The following is a 25655-nucleotide window of genomic DNA, read 5'->3' as shown; positions in this document are numbered from 1 at the left end:
TGTTATAAATATGTTTAATAGTAAGTTTTATTAACTAAAATTCATTTTCAATTTTGACCTAAAAGCCTCCATCTGACAAAATGAAAAAAAAGGATTCAGGGAAAAGTACACAGGAATCATTCCTCAGAACACTTCAGACAAGAAGTTTTGCATTTACCAATGCTGATAAAGTAGTATATAGCTTCAGTCATTCCACAAAAAAGTATGACTACATGAGTCAGGATATACTCTCTTTAACCGGTTATAGCAAAGAAGAGATAAACACACTCGGCATAAAAAAAATTATTAAGGAAATAATTGTTGATAATCTTGACAGGCAGGAAGTAATTGATCCAACATCCGAATCAGAAGCAGTTGAAGATTATTTTGCTAAATACCTTATCACAACAAAATCCGGTGAACTTAAATGGGTTGAGGATAATTCGTTCACAAGGATTGACAAACAGGGTAAGAGAATCAATAGTATAGGCGTTCTTCGTGATGTTACTGCACTTCATAAATTTATTAATCAGCTTCACGAAGAAAAAAACCGGCTTGATTCAATATTAGAAGTAGCTGAAATGATATTCGTTGTGATCGATGAAAATGAGATCATTCATTTTATTAACAGAAAAGGCAGCGAACTTCTTGGTTATAAAAAAGAAGAAATTCTTGGCAAAAGATGGAGAGAGTTTATACCTAAAAGATTTTATGAAGACTTATCAAAACTTCTCACCGACGTATTCTCAGAAGAAATTGAACCTATAGATAAAATTGAAATACCGGTCATCAAAAAAAATGGTGATGAAAAAATTATTAAATGGCATAACACCGTTTTGCGTGATGAGAAAGGTAAAATTCTTTTTAATGTAAGCTCGGGACTTGATGTTACTTTACAGAAACGTGAATCATTAATACAGAAGGTAATATCCCAGATTCTAGAAGCATCAAACCAGGAAGGACAACTTGAGGATTTCCTTAAGTTCATTCATAATTCTGTTAAAGAATTAATGACTGCCGAAAACTTTTACATCGCTCTGTTTGATAAAGAAAAGAATATGATTTCGTTTCCTTATTTCATTGACAAATATGATAAGGACAATCCTCCGGCGCCATTTGGTAAAGGACTAACAGAGTACGTTCTTAAAACAGGCAAGTCGGCACTCATTGATAAAAAAACAGATGACGAACTTTGCGCTAAGGGCGAAATAGAACTGGTTGGAACACAATCACCGATATGGCTTGGTATCCCTTTAAAAACTCAGACCGCCACCATCGGAGTTCTTGTTGTTCAGGATTATGAAAATCCGAATACTTATGGAGTTCGTGAAAAAGAAATACTTGAAGTGATTTCTTACCCGATATCAAGAGCTCTGGAACGAAAAAGAGTTGAACAGGAAAAAGCCGAACTAATTGATGAACTTAAAGAACTAAACGCGTCAAAGGATAAACTCTTTTCATTGATCTCTCATGATCTCAGAAGTCCGTTTAATTCACTTCTTGGGTTTTCGGAAATATTAACTACTGAATACGATACATTAACGAACGAAGAAATAAAAGAGTATCTGAATGTGATTTTTGAGTCATCAAAAAATCTTTATGGTATGACCAATAACTTGCTTCAGTATTCAAGATTCCAGATTGGGAGAATTGAGTTTAACCCGGTTAATCTTAATCTCAAAAAAATTATTGCCGACGCTTTGAAACTTTTAAAAGGCAGCATTATTAAAAAACAACTAAACATTATTCAGAATATTGAAGTTGAAACAGAAGTGCTAGCTGACGCTGATATGCTGAATTCAATTATTCAGAACCTGCTCTCAAACGCGATTAAGTTTACCAACAAAGGCGGCGACATAAAAATATATGCAAAGATGATCCCGTTTTTTGACCGTGCTGCTGAAATAGAAGTGACTATTGAAGATACAGGGATTGGAATTAGTAAATCAGGATTGGAAAAAATATTTGCAAGCCAGATGTATTCTACTCCCGGAACTGAGAGAGAATATGGAACCGGATTAGGACTGCTTCTTGTAAAAGAATTTGTCGAACAGAATGGAGGGAGAATCAGGATTAATAGCAGACTGCATCACGGTACTACCTTTACTTTCAATTTACCTGTTTCAAAAAAATAATTTCCGCGTTAAATGAGCCCTTCAGAACTTATACCTGATTCCGAATTATTCCACGAACTGAAATTCATTCAGGATATTTAAATGCAAAGGTTTCTTAAAGGATTAAGAACAGTCCTCGTCGGTATAATAATTAATATGCTGCTCGCAGCAATAAAAATTATTTCGGGGATAATCGGGAACTCGTATGCACTTATTGCGGATGGTATTGAATCCACGACGGATATATTCAGTTCATTAGTCGTGTGGGGCGGATTAAAAATTGCATCTAAACCCGCCGATGATAATCATCCTTATGGACATGGTAAAGCTGAATCACTCTCAGCTATTGTTGTTTCAATGGCTTTATTAATGGCAGCGTTGATTATTTGTATCCAGAGCGTCAGGGAAATTATAACACCACATCACGCACCGGCTTCTTTTACATTATTTATTCTAGTTGGTGTTATTGTTACCAAAGAATTGTTATTCAGATTTGTACTTGATGTAAGTAAAGAAATAAACAGCACATCAATGAAGGTTGATGCCTGGCATCATAGGTCTGACGCAATAACATCTGCTGCTGCGTTTGTAGGCATTCTGATTGCTTTACTGGGCGGAGAAGGTTACGAGAGTGCGGATGATTTTGCTGCACTTCTCGCATCATGCATTATAGGTTTTAACGGTGTAAGACTATTTAAAACTGCAATGCACGATATTATGGACACTGCTGCTTCAACAGAATTTGAAAACAGGATAAGAAATATTTCTAAATCCACTGAAGGAGTGCTTGACATTGAAAAGTGTTTTATCAGAAAAAGCGGACTTAACTATATTGTTGATATTCACGTAATTGTTAACGGTAATTTATCTGTATATGAAGGTCATGAAATAGGGCATAGGTTAAAAGATAAGCTCTGCACATCAAATCTATCCATTTCTAATGTGATGGTGCATATCGAACCAGGTAGTGCAAATCTTTAAATAATTTTTGACATTAAAAAAATCGTACAGGTTGATATTCTGTGCAAGGATCAGAATTACAAAAATAATGTCAGGAATAAACAGTTGAATTAATCATCAATAGAGAAAAGAGATTAAAGTCGCGCTATTAATATTGTTGATTTAATATGAAGATCGGTAATCATTAAGTAAGTCAGTTTCTTTTGTATTTATACACTCCTCTCTTTATATTTGCCAATCAAAATTCAAAAAAAATAGCGAGTAATGCAGAACATTTCAATAAAAGATTTATCAAAGTATGTCGGACAGGAAATAACCCTCAAAGGCTGGTTATACAACAAAAGATCAAGCGGTAAACTTCATTTTTTAATCTTACGGGATGGAACAGGTTATCTTCAGTGCATTTACTTTAAAGGAAATGTAAGTGAAGAAGTTTTTACAACCGCGGGTCGTATCGGTCAGGAAACTTCAATCGAAGTTACCGGAAAAATAAAAGAAGAACCCCGCGCTCCAGGTGGTTACGAAATGGATGCAACTGGATTAACAGTAATAGGTGAAGCACACGAATATCCGATTACACCTAAAGATCATGGAATAGAGTTTTTGATGGATAACCGCCACTTATGGCTTCGCTCAAGTAAACAGGTTGCAATACTCCACATTCGACACAGAATTATAAAAGCGATAAGAGATTTTTTTGATAACCGTGGATTCACATTAATGGATCCTCCGATCCTTACTCCAAACGCGGTCGAAGGAACATCTACTCTATTTGAGACTCCTTATTTTGATTTAGGTAAAGCATATTTAACACAATCAGGTCAGTTATATGCTGAGGCAGGTGCAATGGCGCTTGGTAAAGTATACACATTTGGTCCAACATTCAGAGCAGAAAAATCAAAAACACGAAGACACTTAACCGAGTTCTGGATGGTTGAACCTGAAGTAGCTTTCAATGATCTCAATGATAATATGGATCTCGCAGAAGAATTTCTTGAGTATATAGTTCAGACAATTCTGACGGAGAAATCGGAAGAGTTAAAAGTTTTAGAAAGAGACATCACAAAACTGCAGAATGTTAAAAGACCATTCCCCAGAATATCTTATGATGAAGCAGTTGAGATATTGAAGAAGAATGATATTCCTTTTGAATATGGAAATGATCTTGGCGCAACAGATGAAACAGTTATTTCAAATCAGTATGATAGACCTGTAATGGTTCATCGTTATCCGGCAGCAGTAAAAGCATTCTACATGAAACGTGATCCTGAAAAACCACAGTTTGCCCTTGCCGTTGATGTGCTCGCATCTGAAGGTTACGGTGAAATAATTGGCGGAAGTCAGCGTGAAGATAATCTTGATTTACTCCTTGAAAGAATAAAAGAACACAATCTTCCACAACAGGCATTTGAATGGTATCTTGATCTGAGAAGGTTCGGCTCTGTCCCTCATGCAGGGTTTGGACTTGGACTTGAAAGAACTGTAAGCTGGATTTGCGGACTTGATCATCTGCGTGAAGCGATCCCTTTTCCAAGATTGATTTATCGTAACACTCCTTAATAATGTAAAATGTACAATGTATAAAGTACAATTAAGAATGACATTTAAATGAATTTAGAATTTATACTTTTTATACTTTTTTCAAGCATCGCAGCAGTAACCGCGGTATTGATGATAACACGAAATAATCCTGTAATCGCAGCATTGTTTTTGATTTTGAACTTTGCATCTCTTGCAGGTTTGTATCTTTTGCTAAACGCACAATTTATGGCGGTTGTGCAGGTGATTGTTTATGCCGGCGCAATTATGGTTTTATTTTTATTTGTTCTGATGCTGCTGAGACCGGAACACGAAAAAAACTTTATGGCTTCAAATCCTGCGATAAAAATTTTTTCATATATAATTGCCGGAGTTGTGTTCGTTCAGCTTGCTTACATGATTTTCTTTTCAAAACCATCAACAGGTTTATCACCAAATGAACAAATGAGTATTAATGCAGGAACTGTTGAACAGATTGGTCTGGAAATGTTTACTAATTATGTTCTTCCGTTTGAGGCTGCAGGATTTTTATTACTCGCCGCTGCAATCGGCGCACTCGTTTTAGCTAAAAAGAAATTTGAATAACAATATGTCTGTACCAATAGAATACTACCTAATATTAAGTGCATTTATGTTTGTCTGCGGAGTTGCAGGCGTACTAACAAGACGAAATGCTATCATAGTTTTTATGAGTATCGAACTTATGCTTAATTCTGCAAACCTTACATTGATAACGTTCTCTTCATATCTGGGAAATTCGATAGGACAGGTATTCGTATTCTTCGTAATGACTGTAGCTGCCGCTGAAGCTGCTGTAGGTCTGGCAATCATCATCGCCATATTCCGTAACAAGCTTACGGTGAATATCGATGAAGTAAATATTCTTAAATGGTAAAAAGATTTCTTTAAGAAAATAAATTTTTATGATTCAACTAATTTATCTCACAGTTCTTCTACCATTAATCGGTTTTTTGATTAATGGAATCTTCGGAAGAAAAATTAAAAACGAGAAGTTAATCGGTGCTATCGGCAGCGGCGTAATAGGGTTATCTTTCCTTGTAACCGTTTTTGCATTTTTTGAAACACTTGCATTACCCGTTGATCAAAGAAAAAATATCGTCACTCTTTTTGAATGGATGAATGTCGGTGGATTGAATGTTGGATTCTCATACCAGGTTGATCAACTTTCTCTTGTAATGGCTTTGATCGTTACTGGTGTTGGATTTATCATTCATGTTTATTCAATAGGATATATGCATGGTGATAAAAGTTTCTGGAGATTTTTTGCTTACCTGAACCTGTTCATCTTTGCAATGATGAACCTTATTCTCGGCGATAACTTTGTTTTACTATTTCTCGGCTGGGAAGGTGTTGGACTTTGTTCATACCTGTTAATCGGTTTTTGGTACGACAGGAAATTTGAAAAAGGTACAACCGGTGATGCGGCTAAAAAAGCTTTTGTCGTAAACAGGATAGGGGACTTCGGATTTTTACTCGGAATGTTTTTGATCTATATGACATTTGGCAGTTTAAATTTTGATGAAGTCTTTTCAAGGGCTGCAACATTCTCAGTTAAAGAATCAGTATTCGGATTCATCGCATTGTTCCTTTTCATAGGTGCAACAGGTAAGTCCGCTCAAATACCATTATTTGTTTGGTTACCGGATGCAATGGCTGGTCCGACTCCTGTTTCGGCATTGATACATGCTGCAACAATGGTTACTGCAGGAGTGTATATGGTAGCGAGATGTTCGATCATCTTTGCTTCTGCTCCGGCGATATTAACTGTCATTGCTGTTATCGGTGCACTAACCGCAATCTTTGCCGCAACTATCGGACTTGTTCAAAATGACATTAAAAAAGTTTTAGCGTATTCAACTGTAAGTCAGTTGGGGTATATGTTCCTTGCACTTGGTGTAGGTGCATTTGATGCAGGAATTTTTCACGTTATGACTCACGCTTTCTTCAAAGCACTTTTATTTCTTGGCGCAGGCTCAGTTATACACGCAATGCACGAAGAACAGGATATTCAAAACTACGGCGGATTAAAAAAATATATGCCGAGAACATATCTCACATTTTTCATTGCGGCATTAGCAATATCAGGTATTCCTCCGCTGTCAGGATTTTTTAGTAAAGATGAAATACTCTGGTTCTCATTTGCAAACGGCGGATTTTTAGTCTGGTTGATCGGAGCGGTGACAGCATTGTTAACAGCATTTTATATGTTCAGATTATACTTCCTTACATTTGAAGGAAAAGAAAGATTCGGACATAACAAACATCCGCACGAATCACCTGCAGTTATGACTGTTCCATTAATTATACTTGCAGTGTTGTCAGTTATTGGTGGATTCATCGGCATTCCTGAAGTTTTTTCCGGTGAACATGGAAATTTATTTCATAGCTGGTTAGCTCCCGTATTCGCACCTGCTGAATTGAAATTATCTTTTTACGGATCACACACACATTTCCAGGAAATATTATTAATGGTTATTTCTGTAGCGGTTGCTGCAACAGGAATTTTAGGTGCGCGTTATATCTATTTAAAGAAACCATCAATTGCTGTGTCAGTATCTACAAGATTTAAGAAAGCATACAACCTTCTATGGAACAAATATTTTGTCGATGGAACTTATGACAATGTAATTGTAAACCCGATTGTTAAAGTGTCGGATAAATTCTTATGGAAAATTAATGACGCAAAAATAATTGATGGAACCATAAACGGTTCAGCAAAACTTATTGATAAAATTTCAGGTCAGATTAGAAAATTACAAACCGGTGTTGCACAATTTTATGCCCTGATTATGATACTTGGCATTGTGTTATCATTATTCTGGATTATTACAAGTTTATAAAATGGAAAATAATTACCTGCTGAGTTTACTTATTCTTATTCCGCTTATTGGCGGAGTATTTCTTTTATTCTTTAAACAAGGAAACGACAAAGCCATTAAATATTTTGGACTTATTGTTTCACTACTTGTATTTGTTGTTTCGCTGATTGTTTTTGCAGGATTCGATCAAAACTTATCCGAGTTTCAATTCATTGAAAAATTTGACTGGATAAAAAATCTTAACATCAGTTACCATGTTGGTATTGATGGAATGTCACTCCTCTTAGTTTTACTGACAACTTTCATTACACCGCTTACACTTATTTCAAGCTGGTCAAGTATAAATAAAAAAGTAAAAGAATTTACATTCTTTATGCTAATGCTTGAAGTAGGTATGCTTGGAGTTTTTCTTTCACTCGACTTATTTCTCTTTTACATTTTCTGGGAAGCAATGCTTATCCCGATGTATTTCATTATAGGAATATGGGGCGGGGAACAACGTATCTATGCTTCAATTAAGTTTTTTATTTATACAATGTTCGGCAGCTTGCTGATGCTTGTCGCTATTATATGGCTGGCAGTTTATGCATCGACTCCGCTCGGACATTTTTCAACAAACTTGCTTGAGTTATATAGCGTAGGACCAACTGTACAGAGAGAAATTCAAAATTACATGTTCCTTGCATTTGCATTCAGCTTTGCGATTAAAGTTCCGCTGTTTCCATTACACACCTGGTTACCGGATGCACACGTTCAAGCACCAACAGCAGGCAGCGTTATTCTTGCAGGGGTGTTACTTAAAATGGGAACTTATGGTTTACTAAGATTTTGTCTTCCATTATTTCCGCAAGCAGCAGTTCATTACGCTCCTGTAATTTCAGTTCTTGCAGTGATTGGAATTATTTATGGCGCATTAGTCGCAATGGTACAAAAGGATATGAAAAAATTAGTCGCATATTCTTCTGTGGCTCACCTTGGATTTGTTGTGTTAGGAATTTTTGCAGTTACACAGGAATCGATTCAAGGCGCGATAATTCAAATGATCAATCATGGATTATCAACAGGCGCGCTCTTCCTTTTGGTCGGAGTTATTTATGAACGAACACACTCAAGAGAAATTTCTGACTACGGCGGTATTGCGAAAATAGTTCCCGTTTATTCATTCGCACTTTTGTTTGCATCGTTATCATCAGTTGGTTTGCCGGGATTGAATGGATTTGTCGGTGAGTTTTTAATTTTGTTAGGTTCATTTAAATCGCCCGTATTGAATAGCTGGTGGTTCACAGTATTTGCTGCTTCTGGTGTTATCTTCGCCGCTGTTTATTTATTGTGGATGTATCAACGTGTTGTATTCGGTGAAGTAAGACATGAAAAACTCAATTCATTAAAGGATATGAACAGCAGGGAAATATTTGTTCTTGTTCCGATATTTATTTTTATAGTATGGATAGGAATTTATCCATCAACCTTCCTTAATATTTCAGATAAAACAACAGCCAACATCATTAAACAGGTTAATACTCCTGCAAAGCTGAATTTAAAACAGGTTATTGATAATGCTAAATAACAAGCTAACATTTTTATTCAGAATATTTGCATTCCTGTTTTTATTTTTCGGGAGTGGATTTGCCAAAACAACTTCTGAAACAAATGAAGTTGTTCATCAGCTTCCTGATACAATAATGGTTTTGCCATTTGTAATTCTACTGTTGATGATTGCAACCGGTCCGCTTTTTTATAAACACTTTTGGGAGCATCATTATCCCAAAGTCGCAATCTTTTTGGGACTTATAACTGTTGTTTACTACCTGTTTTTTTTGAAAGACACACACAGCCTTGTTCACACACTCGCTGAGTATTTATCATTCATTGCTTTACTAAGTTCGCTGTTCGTAGCTTCCGGCGGAATACTTATAAAAGTTGACAGAAAAGGAACACCTTTAGTTAATGTTATAATTCTTTTGTTCGGTGCTGTCCTTTCAAACTTTATCGGAACAACCGGTGCATCGATGTTATTGATACGACCATTTATCAAACTGAATAAGGATAGAATAAAACCATATCACATTATCTTTTTTATTTTTATTGTATCAAACATTGGCGGCGCTCTTACGCCAATCGGTGATCCGCCTTTATTTCTTGGATTTTTACGCGGCGTTGGTTTCTTCTGGGTAGTTGAACATATCTGGTTTATTTGGCTGCCGACTGTAATTCTTATCCTTATGATTTTTTATGTGATTGATATGATGAACAAACAATCAACTGAAGAATCATCAACTTATACCGGGAAGATTGAATTTAAAGGATTAAAAAATATTGCTTACCTGTTATTAATAATCATATCAGTTTTTATTGATCCGGGAATTATTTCGTGGGTTCCTTCTCTCGCTCCATTACCATTTGGGATAAGAGAAATAATAATGTTCAGTATAGTTTTTATCTCATTTAAAACTGCTGACAAGGAAGTACTAAAAGCGAACGAATTTGATTTCGAACCGATAAAAGAAGTAGCATACCTTTTTATAGGAATTTTTGCAACGATGATCCCCGCACTGCAGCTTATTGCGCACGAAGCTAATGTTTATGGTACACAGCTAACTCCCGGAATTTTTTATTGGGCAACCGGTGTTTTATCAGGACTGCTTGATAACGCTCCGACATATTTAAACTTTTTAAGTGCAGCCATGGGTAAATTTAATCTTGATGTGAACGATAAAATGCAGGTGCTTCAGTTTGAAGTTGATCATGCAATTTACCTGGTAGCAATATCGGTTGCGGCAGTATTTTTTGGTGCTATGTCATACATCGGTAATGGTCCGAACTTTATGGTAAAATCCATTTGCGAAAGAGCCGGAATTAAGATGCCGAGTTTCTTCGGATATATTATTAAATATTCTGTACCCATATTATTACCAGTTTTTGCAATTGTATGGTACATCTTCATAAATGGTAAGGTGTAAGAATGAAATCACTTGATGAAGTATTAAAGAACAAGATCAACGCGCTTCATTACGGAAACAGAATTATACTGCCTTTCTCTGCCTACATATTAAAAGCAGTTGTTGATAAAGAAATAATAACTGATTTCGGTCCTGCATCGACCGGTGCTTCGATAAATGAATCGCAGGATTTTACAGACATATATTTTCTTGACTATCCTGAACTTTCAGAATCAATAACAGAGTACGAATCAATAAAACTTGTGGTTGTGGAAAAAGGGAAGGATGTTTTTGATTTTGCTAATCACAGAAAAATAAGTTTACATTTAAAAGAAAAACATTTAGTCGAAATCGAAGAAATCGACGATGATATTTTATTTATAGAATAATTATGATCAACTCTTTACAAGAATTATCCAATGTATTCCCGGTCATCCTAATCGGTGCAGGAATTGTTATTTCACTACTTATCGAAATGTACTACAAAAGGAGCGAAGAGGTTCTGCCGTGGATTTCAATAATTAATTTTCTGGCTGCAGGAGTTTATTCTCTGCTGACAATTGAATCTGTGTCAGTCCTGTTTAACGGTATGCTTGCAACCGGTGGGAATGTAAACCTGTTTTACTTTGTATTTAATTTTGGTGCTGCAATTGTTTCACTGCTTTCAATCGATTACCTGAAAAAATACGGCACATACTACGGCGAATTTTATATCCTGATGCAAAGTTCAGTACTTGGTATGATGCTCATGGTAGGAGCTAAAGATCTGTTTATGATTTTTATGGGTCTCGAATTGATGTCGATATGTTTTTATGTGCTTGCAGGTTTAAACAGAAAAAAGCAAAATGCAAACGAAGCATCTCTCAAATATTTTCTGTTAGGATCTTTTGCCACAGGTTTTATTGTTTACGGTATTACACTTATTTACGGCTCTGTTCATACAACTTCGATTGATGCTATCACATCACAGTTTAACCTGTTAACAGGCAATGTAATATTTGTTGTGGGAATGTTATTATTCCTCATCGGGTTTTCTTTTAAGATAGCCGCATTCCCGTTCCATATGTGGGTTCCGGATGTTTACCAGGGTTCACCGACAAATGTTACAGCGCTATTTTCAACAGCCGGAAAAGCTGCTGCATTCAGTGCAATCATAGCGACCTTTGGTGCTATTTATTCTGATGCAGTTAAAAATATTTTTGAACCTTACTTAGCTGTAATTGCCGTACTCTCAATGTTATTCGGAAGTATAGTTGCAATTGCACAGACTGATTTTAAACGAATGATTGCCTATTCATCAATCTCTCACGCAGGTTATATGGCAATCGGTTTAGCAGCTGGAAATCCGGAAGGTGCAGCAGGAATAATTTTTTATCTTACCGCATATACTTTTATGAATCTCGGTGCGCTTGGTATAGTATCTATGATAGAAGGTAAGGATGAATCCAATCTAACAATTGATACATACTCAGGATTAGGATCCAGGAATCCCATACTGGCAGGTCTGCTTGCAGTGTTTATGTTTGCGCTGGCTGGTCTTCCGCCGTTCGCAGGTTTTTTTGGAAAGTACTATGTTTTCATTGCAGCAATAAAAGCTGATCTTACATGGCTTGCTATTATTGGGGTTATATCAAGCGCTATCAGTGTTTATTTTTATCTGCGCATTGTTGTTTTGATGTACTTCAAATCAACCGGTTCGAATTTATCAATAGAAAAAAGTTTCAGCGGACATCTCGCAGTAGTAATTTCAGCACTGTTAGTAATCGCTCTTGGAATTTTGCCAGGTTCAGTTATAGATCTCATTTCAAATTTTTTCTGATTTATTTTGAGTAATTAATCCGGCAGAGTAATCTGCTGTTTACATTATGATTCCACTTTTCTCCACATTTCAGGTTAGAGAGGCTGACAGATATGCCATTGAGCAATTAGGCATACATGGGCAGGTATTAATGGAGAATGCCTCTTACCAGATATTTGAAATTGTCAGGGATAAAATTCTGTATCTGGGTCTTGCACAAAAGATCGGGTTTGTATGTGGAAAAGGAAATAACGGTGGTGATGGTTACGCTGCGGCAAGGCACTTCTACAATTTTGGTTTTGATGTGACAGTCATATCAATTGGTGATGAATCAGAAATGACAAAGGATTGTTTGAGTAATTTTAGAATACTAAAACAATTGGCAGTAAAAGATCAAAGAATCAGGATTATCAGTTATCAAAAAATAAATTCATTAAAGCATTTGAAAGACTGCAGCATAATAGTAGATGCAGTTCTCGGTACGGGTGTTTCAGGATCACTTAAAGAACCTTACGATGCCATAATAAAAAATATTAATGAAATTGATGCATATAAAGTGGCTGTGGATATACCCACAGGATTGAATGGTGACACTGGTTCAGGTGAAATAATATTTAAAGCTGATTTAACTGTCACACTTGGTGAGTTCAAAAAAGGTTTATTTATTCATGACGGTTATGCCAATTGTGGTGATATAGTTAAAGGTTACATAGGGTTGGGATTTTCATATTTCGATAAATTTGAATCGGAAGAATATCTTATCGAACCGGAAGATGTTTTCAAACATTTACCCGTTAAAGAGAAAAACATTCATAAGTATACTGCAGGTAAGGTACTGACAATTGCCGGATCAACAGAACTGCCCGGCGCTGCAGCGTTAACCGCAATGGCTGTGTTGAAATCCGGTGCAGGAGCATCAGTTGTAGCTGTGCCGTTTGATGCAAAAAACTATATATATAAAAATAATACTGAACTTGTTGTTAGATCTTACGGGAAGAAAGAAACCTCATACCTTACCCAAAGTTCGATAAAAGATTTTGACGAAAAATTAAGCTGGGCAGATGTAATTGTAATTGGTCCCGGACTTGGCAGACAAATGAAAACGCAGGAAGCAATAATCGAAATTCTCAAAGCGAATAAGACTGCTAAAGTTGTTATTGATGCGGATGCTGTTTTTGCTTTGAGTGATAAAAAGTATTCATCAGTTAACCTGAAGAATTCCATTCTTACTCCGCACATCGCTGAATTTGCCCAGATGATTGGTAAAGATATTACTGAAATAAAAAAAGATATTTTTAGTTATGGAAAGAAATTCGCTGTAGAAAACAAGACTTGTCTCGTATTAAAAGGTGCACCTACAATAATTTTTAATTCATCAGGTGATGCGCTAATAAATACAGCAGGAAATCCCGGGATGGCAAAATTCGGAACCGGCGATGTACTGAGCGGAGTTATAGGGGGATTGCTGGCTCAATCCAAATCAATCGAGAGCGCTGTAATCAGCGGTGTATATCTTCACAGTCTGGCTGCTGATCTTTTGATGAAGGATTTCACAGTTTATTCATTCACTGCTGCCGACATATTAAATAATATACCGGGCGCTTTCCGGTTCATCAGAGATACCTTTGCGTAAATACCTCGACAAAAACAAAAAGTTATTAATTTATTTTCCTCTCATTGTTTATTGGATCATCCTGTTTATCTCAACTTCATTGCCTCTTGAAAGTGTTCCATCGGTTGGCTTGAGCGATAAACTGATGCATACTGTTGCATATACAGGATTGGGAATCCTGCTTTACTTAACGCTGATGTTTCAAAATAAAGTTGAAATGTTAAAAACTTCTCCGGCTATTTTCACATTTTTGATAGGAATGATATATGCCGGAATAGATGAACTTCATCAATTGCTGATCCCGGGTAGAAAATGTGATTTTATCGATATACTGGCTGATACTCTTGGAATTGTGGTTGGTCTGATCCTGGTAATTATTTTTACCAGAATTTTTTTGCCGGACAGACTGGAAAAAGCTTAGCAGGCGTTTGGAACATTTTTTTAATCCAATAGTAAAAACACTTGAAAACTAAATTGACAAAGGTAACTCCTTTTATTAAGTTAACAACGCAAAATGTTAGTAAGGAGGCGAGTTTAAATGGCACTGAGAAAAAATCCCAAAGCGGATTTAAGATCTAAATATCAAAGGTTTTTTGAAGTCAGTTTAATTGCATCACTTGCAATTCTGATTGTAGCCTTTAAGTTCTTCCCGGATCTTGAAAAAAAGGAAGTTGTTTCCGAGGGACCGCAGGAACTTTTTAACGTGGAAGATATTCAACATACTAAACAGGAGAACAGACCTCCACCACCACCAAAGCCGCCAATACCAATTGAAGCTCCGAGTGATGATGTATTGGAAGATATCGAAATTGGCGATACTGAAATAGATCTCACTGAACAGATGCAGGCTCCACCTCCTCCAAAAGAGGATAAGAAAATTGTTGAAGAAGAGCCGACATACTTTGTTGCGGTTGAGGAAATGCCCGAACCTATCGGCGGAATATCCGCAATCCAAAGTAAAATAAAGTATCCTGAAATTGCTAAGAGAGCCGGTGTTGAAGGTAAAGTTTATGTGCTTGCTTTCGTAGATGAAAACGGTGACGTAACAAAAGCTGAGATCATTAAAGGTTTAGGTGCAGGACTTGATGAAGAAGCTCTTAACGCTGTAAAGCTTACCAAATTTAAACCAGGTAAACAACGCGGCAAACCTGTGAAAGTTCAGGTATCAATACCTATAATATTTAAACTTCAATAAAAGTTTCAAGCGCCTTAAGGGCGCTTTTTTTTTGCAAACCCGGAAATTGTTATTTGCTCAGAGTTCCGATTTTAAGTAAGTTTCTTTTGTAAAAAACGTTGTTGATACTTCTGCCGCGAAAAAGCAGTTAAAGATAAACTTGGTAAATTATGTTCTTTCAACCAGTGATGATTAGAGTTCACGAAGCTTCAATTTATGATGAAGAATAAAAAATTAATTTTCTCTGCCGTCACTATACTTGCTTTCCTCTTACAACTGATCTTTCTTTATTACATCAAATACAAAAACCAGAATATGCACCTTGGTGAGTTTAGTCTTTCCAGTACAGGTAATATTCTCAATCTCTTCTTTACGGTACTGATTATTTCTGCAATCATTATCGGTTACTTCCAAAGGACGAACAGGTTAACAAATAGAGTTTTAATAGTTTTCATTATTCTTCTATCATTATTGCTTATACTGGCGGTAATAAGCACTCAGGTAAACTTTTTCAGTAACAATCTTTCATCATTCCGAAGACCAGCAGCACAATTATTTACAGGAGCTATATTCACTTTATACCAGGTTGTGCTGATTTATTTTGGAATGGTACTATGGCTTGGTATTTTTGGCAGGTACGACCTGATTTATATCCGTGCATTTGTTAATACAATTATTATTGTGGGAGTACTTTTTATATTTTCTTTTTTTTATCTGCAATCATCTAAAATGAGTAATGATTTTGGTAAGAAAAATAATACCCGCTCAGATGTTGCAGTAGTACTCGGTGCGGCAGTTTGGACAGACAGACCAAGCCCAAGCCTTGCAGCCCGCGTGGATAAGGCTGTCAAATTGTATAACGAAGGTGTTGTAAATATAATTCAGTTAACAGGAAGCAATGCTCCGGGTGAAATGAGCGAAGCGCAGGTTGCTTATAAATATCTGCTCACAAAAAATATAAGTGATCCTGATGTCTGGATTGAAGATAGAACCACATCAACAAATGAACAGATTTTTTATATCAAAAATAGTTTGATGGTGAAAGAAAATATCGGAATAATAATTATTGTCTCGGATGCGTACCATTTAAAACGTGTAAAAGAGATTTGTAATTTTTATCATTTAAATGTTGAAGTTGCATCATCAGATTTAGAAATTGGATTTGAAGATCTTTTCTATCATAAATTAAAAGAAACAATTGCTATTTTGGTTTTTTGGTTCTTCGCACTATAAAAACTTAAGGAGAATGTATGTTCAGCTTTGATGTAATAAGTGAAAATAATCACGAACAGGTAGTATTTTGCTCAAATACAGCGGCGGGATTAAAAGCTATTATAGCTATTCATAACACAACTCTTGGTCCCGCACTCGGCGGTACCAGAATGTGGAACTATAAAAATGATGAAGAAGCTTTGAAAGATGTTCTGAGATTATCAAGAGGTATGACTTATAAGGCTTCCGTCAGCGGACTGAATCTAGGAGGCGGTAAAGCCGTTATCATCGGGGATTCGGCAACACAAAAAAATGAAGTACTGTTCAGAACATTTGGAAAGTTTGTAGAAGGACTCGCCGGAAGATACATCACAGCCGAGGATGTTGGCACTTCTGTTAAAGATATGGAATACGTGCGAATGGAAACAAAGTATGTAACCGGTATTCCGCTCGCGTTAGGAGGATCTGGAGATCCTTCACCTGTGACAGCTTTTGGTGTGTACATGGGAATGAAAGCTTGTGCAAAACATAAATGGGGAAGTGATTCTCTTACAGGTAAAAAAATTGCTGTTCAGGGAGCCGGGCAAGTTGCTCAGTTTTTATGCGATCATTTGTTTAAAGAAGGGGCAGTTATTTATCTTACCGATATTAATGACTCAAAAATAAAAAAAGTGCTTAAGTCAGTTAAAGCCGAAGTAGTTAAACCGGATGATATCTACGATCTTGATGTTGATATATTTTCTCCCAATGCGTTAGGTGCAATAATTAATGATAATACCTTAAAGAGAATTAAGGCTGAAATAATTGCAGGTGGTGCAAACAACCAGCTTGAAAAAGAAGATGTACACGGTCCGCAGCTTATACAAAAAGGAATTTTGTACGCACCCGATTATGTTATTAATGCCGGCGGACTTATAAATGTTTCCAATGAACTTGAGGGATATAACCAGGAGCATGCACTAAAGCAGGCTGAAAGAATTTATGAAACTATCACCAAGATACTTGAGATATCTTCTCTTGAAAAAATTCCTACTTATGAAGCATCAAATAAAATTGCTGAAGAAAGACTAAAGAACATGGGCAGGATAAGTAACATTTATACCGGACGCTCTACTTTTTCCGGAAGACTTGGTGAAATTATTAAAAGGTAATTAAGTTTCTAAAAAAAATATTGTTTTAATTGATTCAGGTAGTTAGTTCTATGACACAGGTTTTTAAAAGACGGTTGGTACGCGAAAGAGTTTTACAGGTATTATATGCCTTTGAAATGAACCAGGATTCTCTTTCAATGTTAAGTAATGCTATTCTGATTGATCTGACAACGCAGGCAGACAGAGACTTCGCAAACGATCTTATCAATAAAGTAGTAGTCCACAGGAAAGAACTCGATAAAAAAATAAGTGAAAGAGTTGATAACTGGGAAATGAGTCGTATAGCATTGATAGATAAACTTTTGCTGAGAATGGGTATTTGTGAAATTTTATATTTTCCTGAAATTCCTCCCAAAGTTTCTATAAACGAAGCTATTGAAATTGCAAAAGAATTTAGCACCGCAGGCAGCGGCAAATTCGTCAACGGAATTCTTGATGCAATACTGTCAAATCTGAAAGAGAAAGATCAGTTGAGTAAAACCGGCAGAGGATTGCTTGAGGAATCAATCTCAAAATCACATCAGAAAAAATAAACTGATGAAGAACCGCAGTAAGATTTTCATCTGGACACTTTTCGATTTTGCCAATACATCTTTTTCTATTGTTGTCGTTACATTTCTTTACGCGGTTTATTTTAAAAAAACTGTTGTCAGCGGTGAGGCTGTTGGCGATCTTTACTGGAGTATAGCAACAAGTATTGCGATGATAATTACCGCAATAATTTCACCGGTTCTGGGAGCTATCGCGGACTATTCAGCAGGTAAAAAAAGATTCCTGCTATTCTTCACAGTGTTGTGTATTGTATCGACTTCACTGTTATATTTTGTCAGGTCAGGAGATATTTTTGAAGGTATATTAATATTTGTACTTGCAAATATAGGGTTTGAAGCCGGGCTTGTATTTTACGATGCTTATCTTCCGGAAATCACTTCACCAAAAAATTACGGACGTGTAAGCGGGTATGGTTACGGAATGGGATATCTGGGTTCACTTGCAACACTGGGGATCATTTATCCGTTCATACAAAGTGAAATGATCAAAGAAACTTTTCCTATTTCTGCTGCATTCTTTTTATTGTTTGCACTTCCGTTATTCATTTATATAAAGGACAGCAGAAAACAAGTCGAACGCAGAGAATCATATATTTCAATCGGCACCAGCAGAGTGTGGGTAACCCTGACTCATCTAAAAAAATATAAAAACCTCGCAACGTTTTTATTAGCTTACTTTTTTTACATAGAAGGTGTGAACACGATCATATTTTTTTCGGGGAACTACGCCAGTACAACTTTAGGATTCACAGATACCGATCTTCTCATCTTTTTCCTTACAGTACAAACTACAGCTATAGTCGGCTCAATACTTTTGGGAATTCTGGCAGATTCTATCGGGCAGAAAAAAACAATTATGATCACTTTATTTATGTGGCTTGTAACTGTTGTACTTGCTTTTTTTGTTACAGATAAATCAGGATTTTACGTTGTCGGTTTGATTGCGGGTGCGGCGATGGGTTCAAGTCAATCAACAAGCAGAAGTCTTATGTCAGGGCTGACACCACCAGATAAAAAAACGGAGTTCTTCGGTTTCTATTCTTTCTTTGGAAAAAGTTCGGCGGTAATTGGTCCTTTGGTTTTCGGGCTGGTAAGTTATTTATCGGGTAGTCAGCGATATGCAATAATTTCAATTGCTTTCTTTTTTATTGTTGGATTTTTAATTCTCATGAAAGTCGAAGATCCCGGAACGAGTTCTAAAATTCAGGTTGACTGATATACACTATAGACAGGTTTACCCGTAAGCTTAAGCCTATCCCATTCAAAGTTCACACTAAATTCATGCTGTCTGACATTACATTCAGAGTACCTGCAGTACTTACACAATTCAGGCACACAATAATCGAAATGAATTTTTAGCTGAACGTTCTGAATTTCATTTTCAAATAAAGTTGTTAATTCTTTTTCTTCACCATGAGTTTGTTGAATAGTAAAGTAATAGGGAAGTATCAGGTGGAAATCAACAAACATACTATCACCTGACCGCCAGTAGCGAAATTCATGAATGTCTATCCAATAATCTTTTTTCCGCTGAAGCAGAACATTAATCAACTTGTTGAGCATCGCTTCATCAGTCTCATTCATTAAACCGCCGATTGAAGTCCTGACAAGTTTATATCCAGTAAACATTATATTCACTGCAACAGCAATTGCAAACAAGGGATCAAGAATTTTATAACCGGTGAACAACACCAGCGAAATACCCACGAGTACACCGAGGCTCGTGTAAGAATCTGTTAATACATGCTTGCCATCTGCAATGAGCGTAAGTGAATTTGTTTTTTTACCCGTACTAACCAGATAACTTCCGAGGGCTAAATTAATAACACCCGCACTTCCCACAATTAAAATTCCGAGATCGAGTTTTTGAAGCTCCTGTCCCTCTATAATACTCATTGTTGATTCGTAAATGATGAACAAAGCTGCAATGAAAATTAACATGCCTTCAATGCCCGCAGAAAAGAATTCCACGTTTCCGTGCCCATATAGATGTGTTGAATCAGCCGGTTTGGAACTTAGAATAATGCTGTACAAAGCCATAGCGGTTGCAAGCACATGTACTACTGATTCAGCGGCATCTGAAAAAATCGCATCTGATCCTGTGACAAAATACGCTATAAATTTTGCAGCAAACATTCCGCAGCCAATAATTAGAGAAAGTATCGCGGCTCGTTTCTTTATATTTATATTTTTATCCATCTCTATGCGTTCATTAACCTGTGCGCGGCTTCCGTCATCACTTCATCACTTTTAGCAAAACATATCCGGATTAGTTTTCCTTCATATTTACCCGAATAAAAAGGTGAAAGAGGAATTACGGCGACTCCAACTTCTTTTGCAAGATACTCAGCAAATTCCATATCGGGTTTATCGGATAGTTCAGAATAATCAAGTAATTGAAAATATGTTCCTTTTGCCGGAGTCAATTTAAATTTTGTTTTACGAAAAAGTTCAACTGAAAAATCTCTTTTCTTCTGATAAAAATCATTCAAATGAAAATAAGTGTTCTCATCTTTTAAATAGTCAGCGTAAGCATACTGAATAGGCGTGTTAACAGCGAACACAACAAACTGGTGAATTTTTCTGATCTCCTTCGTTATGATTTCCGGAGCGACAAAATATCCTACTTTCCATCCTGTTACGTGAAAAGTTTTTCCGAATGATGAAACAATTATTGAGCGCTCTTTTAAAAGGGGTGATGTGCTTATAGAAAGATGTGGTGTCCGGTCAAATATTATATGCTCATACACCTCATCACTCAGGATATAAAAACTGAAGTGTTCACTAAGTGATTCAAGTTTTTTTATATCGGCTTCATCAATTACACTTCCGCTTGGGTTATGAGGTGAGTTGATGATTATCATTTTTGTTTTCTTGTTGATTTTATTCTCAACCGCGCTCCAGTCAATTTTGAAATCGGGTAAAGTCATCGGAACCGGAACAAGTACACCACCGGACAATTGTATAGCGGGAAGGTATGAATCATATGCTGGTTCGAAAATAATAACCTCATCTCCGGGATGAATTAAAGCTGTGATGCTCGCATATAAAGCTTCCGTTGCACCTGATGTAATTGTGATTTCAGTTTCAGGATTATAAAATGCTTTGTTGCACTTTTGAGTTTTTACTGAAATATTTTCTCTTAGTGTGGTGATGCCGGGCATTGGTGCGTACTGGTTGAAACCTTTTCTCTGATAGTGATTCACAAGGTCCAGGAGTTTATCCGCACAGTTGAAATCAGGGAAACCCTGCGAAAGATTAATTGCTTTATGATCGACAGCCATTTTTGACATAACAGCAAAAATGCTTGTACCCGCTGACGGTAATTTTGAAATTAATTTGTCGTTCATATTTCCCTTTAAAAGATTATTACTTGTGTTTAAAATATGGAGGAATGGAGGTAAGTGCAAAATCCGGTTGGAAAGAAATATTTTGGTTGAATCCTGCCAGATCAGTTAATAGAATACTCACTCCCGGCAGGTCTTATTGAATCATACAATCGCTTTAATTCGTTATACGCATACCTGCTTCCGCGTTGAGCAGCAAACCTGTAATACTTAACTGCATCAGCAACAGATTTTTTCAAACCGATACCCTGTTCATAGCAATACGCAATTGTAACCTGTGCAAGCACTGAGCCTTGTTCAGAGAATTCTTTTAAACGATTAACCGAGTATAAAATATTCTCCGAATCTATGTATCCGAATATTTTTGCGGTTTCAATTCTGACTTCCGCTTCTTTGCTTCCAAGTTTTGCAGCCTGCAGCCATAGCTTCACAGCTTCACTGTGATTTTGAATAAGATTTTTTCCTATGTAATAATTCAATCCAAGTTCTACTATTGACGGAAGATGATTTTTAGATGCTGCTTTTATCAGTAAGTCCATTGCGTCTTTTATAGCTATCCTGTTGTCAAAACCAAGAATGCTTAAACTATACCACACGAACATTGCATCTGCATCATCATCTTTAACTCTTTGCTGTAAATTTGTATGGAAGTTTTCGTCTTTTAATATTTCAAATAAAAGGAAAGGTGCTCTTGGTGAATCCATTCTAACTGCACGCAAATAATACATTGAAGCTGTTATAAGATTCTTTTCGAAAATAAAACCTGTTTCATAAAACCTGCCGAGCAGGGTAAGAGCTTCAGGACTTCCGGTATTGGCAAAACTATTTAATTCATCTAAGCGGTAAGAATCATAAACAGCGGTTGAGTCATCCTTGTCTTTGATTCCAAGAGTATCAGCAAGACTGTCATTACCGGTATTTAACAGATCAGTTAAAAGATCTTTTTCAATAACGGTTCTTACTGAATCTGCAAGAAGGTCAAAATCAATGTAAACAAGACCGATTGAAGAAGTCAGTGATTTATTTTTCTGTGAGTCGTTCAATTCCAGAGTATCTGATTCAGTAAAAATACTGCTGGTATCAGTCATCTTTAATGGAACCTTTTCTTCAAACTCAGGAATTATTTTTTTAGCCTCTTCAAATCCGCCATCGGCTGCCTTCTTTACCCAGTAATATGCTTTGTTCCAGTTTCGCTTTACAACAAGATTATCCGCATAAAATAATCCTAATATATACTGTGCCTGGTTCATTCCGGAGTTTGCCGCTTCGAGAAAACATTTGTATGCCTCAAACGGGTTCCATTCAACACCCCAGCCATTGATGAGCAAAATACCATAGTTGAATTTTGCCGCCATAAGATTTTGATCCGCTGCTTTTTTTACCCAGTAGGCGCCCTGTACAGTATCGGCATCAAAACCTTCACCGAGTAAATATCTAATACCAAGTTCGTGTTGAGCAAGGGCATCACCTGCATTTGCTTCACGCATAAGATTGAATTGCTGCCAGATCTGGTACGCAAGGTCCGGCTGATAAAAAAATGTTGTGCGTCTTTCAGGTTTATTGTTTTTGAAAGCCAGACTTTTTGTTGTATCCTGTGAAAAGATATTTGTGCTGCAGGCTTGAACTATCAGCAGAACAGGGAGAATTTTTTTAATAACGGAGTATATCAATAAAAATCTTTTAAATATTTCAAATTCGTGCTCTAAATAATCATATTACATCTGAACTTCAAGATGAAATAAATTTCTTATTTAATATTACTATAATTTCTAATAAGTTTAGATACAGTATATTTGACGATATAATTCCGTCATCATTGTGCCTGGTAAAAATTTTTCACTAACATAACCTGTCATGCAAAAAAAAATTATTCTGATAACCGGCGTTTTACTCACAATCATCATTTCATTTACACTTTTTAAAATCCTTTATAATGATGTAAGCCCTCTCGGTGGTTTGTCACTGCAATTTGACAACCTGCAGGTGAAAGAAAAAGCTATTCAGTTTTTAAAGGAACAGGGTATTGAAATAAAGGACCGGATAGCAGAAGTAAAACTGAAACGCAACAACGAACTCCAGGAATTCATTCAGCAAAAATATGGTGTTGAAAAATCCAATGAACTATCAAGAGCAGGTTTCCCTGTTTATTATTGGAACGCAAGGCTTCTAAATGAAAGCGATGAGGTCGTAATTTCTAACAACAGTCAAAAGGAATTAAAGCAGGGTAGCGAACGGGACATTTTCATTAAATATGCATTGGATGGAAGTCTGCTGGAATTTGAAAATGAACAGGATGATTCATCAGCCCTCGAACAACTTGAAATTGAAGATGCAAGAAGAGAAGCTGAATTATTTATAAGCAGGATTAATCCTTCATTAAAATTAATTCCTGATTCAGCGTACTATAAGATGATGGATAAATCAACTCTTCAGGATGACCAGATATTTATTTTTCAGGGTCAGACAGTCATTCCTAAAGTTTTCCGAAATGACTATGAATTTAAATGGACAGCCTTTTCATCTGTCACAAATAAAAAAATAAATCTAATTGCCATAATTGCCGGAACCCGTTTATCCCGTTTTTCAATCACATACGAAACGGATAAAATACCTGATTCAACAAATTACTTTACCACCATTTCTATAATACTTTTTATTATTGTCATAACCATACTATTAATCATTACTGCTTACAGGAGGATCAAAGCATCCGAACTTGGATTTAAAGCCGCGCTATGGGTTGGTTTACTGTATGCCGTAAGTTTTGGATTCACACTCTATTCCGAAGTTAACCTGGCAAAAGGCTGGCAAAGTTTAATACCACTTGTTTTTGGAGGACTTTTTCTTGGCGGTGCCGCGATATTAACCTGGGCAATAAGTGAAAGTCTTGGACGTGATGTCTGGAAAGAAAAGTTTATCGGTTCTGATCTGTTTTTTAACGGTCACCTTTTAAATTCAAGATTGTCGGAATCAATATTAAGAGGGATTCAATTCGGTACTGCACTAGCAGCCTTCTGGCTCATTTTACTTTTTATTTCCGGCAGTGTAATGAATTATTCTAACATTCAGAATGAAGCAAAAGATCTGACTGCAATTCATTCGCTGATCCCCGCTTTTACATTGCTCAACAATCACTTTTTTGAGCACATGTTCATGATTCCGGTATTTTTCATTTTTACTGTTTCAGGTTTAAGAAGAAGAATATCAAATGACATTGTGCTATTAATAGTGTGCGGTATAATCTGGGGTGCAGTAAATGAATCAGACATTAAACCAATTTACCTGGGAGTAATACTAAACAGCATCATCGGGATTTTACTAACGTACGTGTTTTATAAATTCGATCTTGTTACTGCCGCAATTACTGTATTCACTGTGTTTCCGCTCTTGGGAGGATTTGTTTTTCTTAATGTCGAAGGTGGTGCGTACTCACAGCCGGCTTTGGTGCTGATATTAATCTATGCCGGAATAGTCCTACTCGCTATAACAGGCTACCTGACGAAAGATAAGTTATCGGATCTTGATTCGATAACACCTGTTTTTGTAAAGAACATAAATGAACGCCAGAGAATGCAGCGAGAACTTGAAATTGCCCGCGATGTTCAGATGAGTTTTCTTCCCAAATCAAATCCTGACTTTAAGGGACTTGATGTTGCGGCAAAATGTTATCCTGCTTTGGAAGTAGGCGGCGACTATTATGATTTTGTCCGCATCTCCGAAAACAAACTCGGTGTAATAATAGGGGATGTTTCAGGGAAGGGGACACAGGCAGCATTTTATATGACACTTACAAAAGGATTTCTTAAAGCTATATCAAAAACATCGGATTCACCTTCAGAAGTTTTAAAGCTAATGAACGAACTTTTTTATGATAATGTCGAACGCGGAACTTTTATCAGCATGATCTACGGGGTATTTGATAATGAAAAGAAAAACTTCAGACTTGCACGTGCGGGACATAATCCTGTCATTGTCAGGAATTCGTCAAAAGGAAATGTTGAAACACTTAATCCGACAGGGTTAGCACTCGGACTTGAAAAAGGAACATTATTCAGCAAGGCAATAAGTGAAGTTGAAATAAATTACAGTCCGAATGATATTTTTGTTCTTTATACTGATGGTTTTACAGAAGCGATGAACAAAAAACAGGAAGAGTTTACAGAAGAAAGATTACTTGATTCAGTACATAAGTTAAGCGGATTCTCCGCCGAAGAATCAATTCAGAAAATCCACAAAGAAGTAAGTTCATTCATAGGCAAAGCCCCGCAGCACGATGATATGACTATTGTGATAGTAAAGGTTAATGAGGGATGATCTGAGTAAATCACAAATAGAATTATTCAGTTTGATGATTATATGATTCGCAATAGGATTTGATTCAGTTCCTGAAAAACTAAACTGGGATTCTGTTTTTATTGGAACAAAAATAAAAATGATAT

General features: G+C 36.4%; 21 protein-coding genes. 18 read left to right on the top strand and 3 right to left on the bottom strand.

Annotated elements, in window-relative coordinates; translation table 11 throughout:
• Nucleotides 1-80 precede the first annotated feature (80 nt).
• From IPM56_09350 to IPM56_09270, 17 genes are all read left to right on the top strand, one after another.
• On the top strand, nt 81-2114 hold the full coding sequence (locus IPM56_09350; GenBank protein QQS38119.1) for a PAS domain S-box protein: 2034 nt from the start codon (nt 81-83) through the stop codon (nt 2112-2114).
• 81 nt (nt 2115-2195) lie between these two features.
• Nucleotides 2196-3074, top strand: a complete 879-nt coding sequence (locus IPM56_09345; GenBank protein ID QQS38118.1) for a cation transporter — start codon at nt 2196-2198, stop codon at nt 3072-3074.
• Nucleotides 3075-3317: 243 nt separating this feature from the next.
• Nucleotides 3318-4613: an asparagine--tRNA ligase gene (gene asnS / locus IPM56_09340; GenBank protein ID QQS38117.1), complete on the top strand. Its 1296-nt coding sequence runs from the start codon at nt 3318-3320 to the stop codon at nt 4611-4613.
• Nucleotides 4614-4661: 48 nt separating this feature from the next.
• Nucleotides 4662-5177 (top strand): NADH-quinone oxidoreductase subunit J, encoded by a 516-nt coding sequence (locus IPM56_09335; GenBank protein ID QQS38116.1) that lies wholly within the window; start codon nt 4662-4664, stop codon nt 5175-5177.
• A gap of 4 nt (nt 5178-5181) precedes the next feature.
• Nucleotides 5182-5487, top strand: a complete 306-nt coding sequence (gene nuoK, locus IPM56_09330; protein QQS38115.1) for an NADH-quinone oxidoreductase subunit NuoK — start codon at nt 5182-5184, stop codon at nt 5485-5487.
• A 28-nt stretch (nt 5488-5515) separates the two neighbouring features.
• Nucleotides 5516-7453: an NADH-quinone oxidoreductase subunit L gene (gene nuoL, locus IPM56_09325; GenBank protein QQS38114.1), complete on the top strand. Its 1938-nt coding sequence runs from the start codon at nt 5516-5518 to the stop codon at nt 7451-7453.
• Nucleotide 7454: 1 nt separating this feature from the next.
• A complete protein-coding gene (locus IPM56_09320) occupies nt 7455-8999 on the top strand; it encodes an NADH-quinone oxidoreductase subunit M (GenBank protein QQS38113.1) in 1545 nt (514 codons plus the stop codon).
• Complete coding sequence (locus IPM56_09315; GenBank protein ID QQS38112.1) at nt 8989-10392, top strand: sodium:proton antiporter; 1404 nt, start codon at nt 8989-8991, stop codon at nt 10390-10392. The genes IPM56_09320 and IPM56_09315 overlap by 11 nt, the downstream gene beginning before the upstream one ends.
• A gap of 2 nt (nt 10393-10394) precedes the next feature.
• Nucleotides 10395-10760, top strand: a complete 366-nt coding sequence (locus tag IPM56_09310; protein ID QQS38111.1) for a hypothetical protein — start codon at nt 10395-10397, stop codon at nt 10758-10760.
• Nucleotides 10761-10762: 2 nt separating this feature from the next.
• The gene (locus IPM56_09305; protein ID QQS38110.1) at nt 10763-12190 is read left to right on the top strand and encodes an NADH-quinone oxidoreductase subunit N; all 1428 of its coding nucleotides are present in this window, start codon (nt 10763-10765) and stop codon (nt 12188-12190) included.
• A 46-nt stretch (nt 12191-12236) separates the two neighbouring features.
• Nucleotides 12237-13802 carry an NAD(P)H-hydrate dehydratase gene (locus IPM56_09300; GenBank protein ID QQS38109.1) on the top strand — a complete coding sequence of 522 codons (1566 nt, stop codon included), beginning with the start codon at nt 12237-12239 and terminating at the stop codon, nt 13800-13802.
• Entirely contained in the window at nt 13795-14202 is a 408-nt protein-coding gene (locus tag IPM56_09295) for a VanZ family protein (protein ID QQS38108.1), read from the top strand. Before IPM56_09300 ends, IPM56_09295 begins: the two co-directional genes overlap by 8 nt.
• Before the next feature lie 117 nt (nt 14203-14319).
• The gene (locus tag IPM56_09290) at nt 14320-14976 is read left to right on the top strand and encodes an energy transducer TonB (protein ID QQS38107.1); all 657 of its coding nucleotides are present in this window, start codon (nt 14320-14322) and stop codon (nt 14974-14976) included.
• Between the two features lie 195 nt (nt 14977-15171).
• The gene (locus tag IPM56_09285; GenBank protein ID QQS38106.1) at nt 15172-16188 is read left to right on the top strand and encodes a YdcF family protein; all 1017 of its coding nucleotides are present in this window, start codon (nt 15172-15174) and stop codon (nt 16186-16188) included.
• 17 nt (nt 16189-16205) lie between these two features.
• Nucleotides 16206-17318 carry a Glu/Leu/Phe/Val dehydrogenase gene (locus tag IPM56_09280; protein QQS38105.1) on the top strand — a complete coding sequence of 371 codons (1113 nt, stop codon included), beginning with the start codon at nt 16206-16208 and terminating at the stop codon, nt 17316-17318.
• A gap of 50 nt (nt 17319-17368) precedes the next feature.
• Nucleotides 17369-17851, top strand: coding sequence for a transcription antitermination factor NusB (gene nusB / locus IPM56_09275; protein ID QQS38104.1), 483 nt, complete (start codon nt 17369-17371; stop codon nt 17849-17851).
• 4 nt (nt 17852-17855) lie between these two features.
• Entirely contained in the window at nt 17856-19085 is a 1230-nt protein-coding gene (locus tag IPM56_09270) for an MFS transporter (GenBank protein ID QQS38103.1), read from the top strand.
• On the opposite strand, the gene IPM56_09265 is transcribed toward IPM56_09270, so the two are convergent.
• The 3 genes from IPM56_09265 to IPM56_09255 form a co-directional block, all read right to left on the bottom strand.
• Nucleotides 19073-20068: a cation transporter gene (locus IPM56_09265; protein ID QQS38102.1), complete on the bottom strand. Its 996-nt coding sequence runs from the start codon at nt 20066-20068 to the stop codon at nt 19073-19075. The two genes, IPM56_09270 and IPM56_09265, sit on opposite strands and share 13 nt — an antisense overlap.
• A 2-nt stretch (nt 20069-20070) precedes the next feature.
• Nucleotides 20071-21219: an aminotransferase class I/II-fold pyridoxal phosphate-dependent enzyme gene (locus IPM56_09260; protein QQS38101.1), complete on the bottom strand. Its 1149-nt coding sequence runs from the start codon at nt 21217-21219 to the stop codon at nt 20071-20073.
• Between the two features lie 101 nt (nt 21220-21320).
• Nucleotides 21321-22886 (bottom strand): sel1 repeat family protein, encoded by a 1566-nt coding sequence (locus IPM56_09255; GenBank protein QQS38100.1) that lies wholly within the window; start codon nt 22884-22886, stop codon nt 21321-21323.
• 184 nt (nt 22887-23070) lie between these two features.
• On the opposite strand from IPM56_09255, the gene IPM56_09250 reads away from it, so the two are divergent.
• Nucleotides 23071-25530, top strand: coding sequence for a PP2C family protein-serine/threonine phosphatase (locus tag IPM56_09250; protein QQS38099.1), 2460 nt, complete (start codon nt 23071-23073; stop codon nt 25528-25530).
• Nucleotides 25531-25655 lie beyond the last annotated feature (125 nt).

Source organism: Ignavibacteriales bacterium (genome assembly GCA_016700155.1).
Classification (GTDB): Bacteria; Bacteroidota; Ignavibacteria; order Ignavibacteriales; family Ignavibacteriaceae.
The sequence above is the reverse complement of the archived record's forward strand: the minus strand, read 5'-3'. Positions and strand labels throughout refer to the sequence as shown.

Coding starts and splice junctions, on each gene's coding strand:
- IPM56_09265 (QQS38102.1), bottom strand. CDS start 20,068: ATGGATAAAAATATAAATATAAAGAAACGAGCCGCGATACTTTCTCTA.
- IPM56_09270 (QQS38103.1), top strand. CDS start 17,856: ATGAAGAACCGCAGTAAGATTTTCATCTGGACACTTTTCGATTTTGCC.
- IPM56_09250 (QQS38099.1), top strand. CDS start 23,071: ATGCAAAAAAAAATTATTCTGATAACCGGCGTTTTACTCACAATCATC.
- IPM56_09335 (QQS38116.1), top strand. CDS start 4,662: ATGAATTTAGAATTTATACTTTTTATACTTTTTTCAAGCATCGCAGCA.
- IPM56_09345 (QQS38118.1), top strand. CDS start 2,196: ATGCAAAGGTTTCTTAAAGGATTAAGAACAGTCCTCGTCGGTATAATA.
- asnS (QQS38117.1), top strand. CDS start 3,318: ATGCAGAACATTTCAATAAAAGATTTATCAAAGTATGTCGGACAGGAA.
- IPM56_09310 (QQS38111.1), top strand. CDS start 10,395: ATGAAATCACTTGATGAAGTATTAAAGAACAAGATCAACGCGCTTCAT.
- IPM56_09260 (QQS38101.1), bottom strand. CDS start 21,219: ATGAACGACAAATTAATTTCAAAATTACCGTCAGCGGGTACAAGCATT.
- IPM56_09280 (QQS38105.1), top strand. CDS start 16,206: ATGTTCAGCTTTGATGTAATAAGTGAAAATAATCACGAACAGGTAGTA.
- nusB (QQS38104.1), top strand. CDS start 17,369: ATGACACAGGTTTTTAAAAGACGGTTGGTACGCGAAAGAGTTTTACAG.
- nuoK (QQS38115.1), top strand. CDS start 5,182: ATGTCTGTACCAATAGAATACTACCTAATATTAAGTGCATTTATGTTT.
- IPM56_09290 (QQS38107.1), top strand. CDS start 14,320: ATGGCACTGAGAAAAAATCCCAAAGCGGATTTAAGATCTAAATATCAA.
- IPM56_09305 (QQS38110.1), top strand. CDS start 10,763: ATGATCAACTCTTTACAAGAATTATCCAATGTATTCCCGGTCATCCTA.
- IPM56_09315 (QQS38112.1), top strand. CDS start 8,989: ATGCTAAATAACAAGCTAACATTTTTATTCAGAATATTTGCATTCCTG.
- IPM56_09300 (QQS38109.1), top strand. CDS start 12,237: ATGATTCCACTTTTCTCCACATTTCAGGTTAGAGAGGCTGACAGATAT.
- IPM56_09285 (QQS38106.1), top strand. CDS start 15,172: ATGATGAAGAATAAAAAATTAATTTTCTCTGCCGTCACTATACTTGCT.
- nuoL (QQS38114.1), top strand. CDS start 5,516: ATGATTCAACTAATTTATCTCACAGTTCTTCTACCATTAATCGGTTTT.
- IPM56_09350 (QQS38119.1), top strand. CDS start 81: ATGAAAAAAAAGGATTCAGGGAAAAGTACACAGGAATCATTCCTCAGA.
- IPM56_09320 (QQS38113.1), top strand. CDS start 7,455: ATGGAAAATAATTACCTGCTGAGTTTACTTATTCTTATTCCGCTTATT.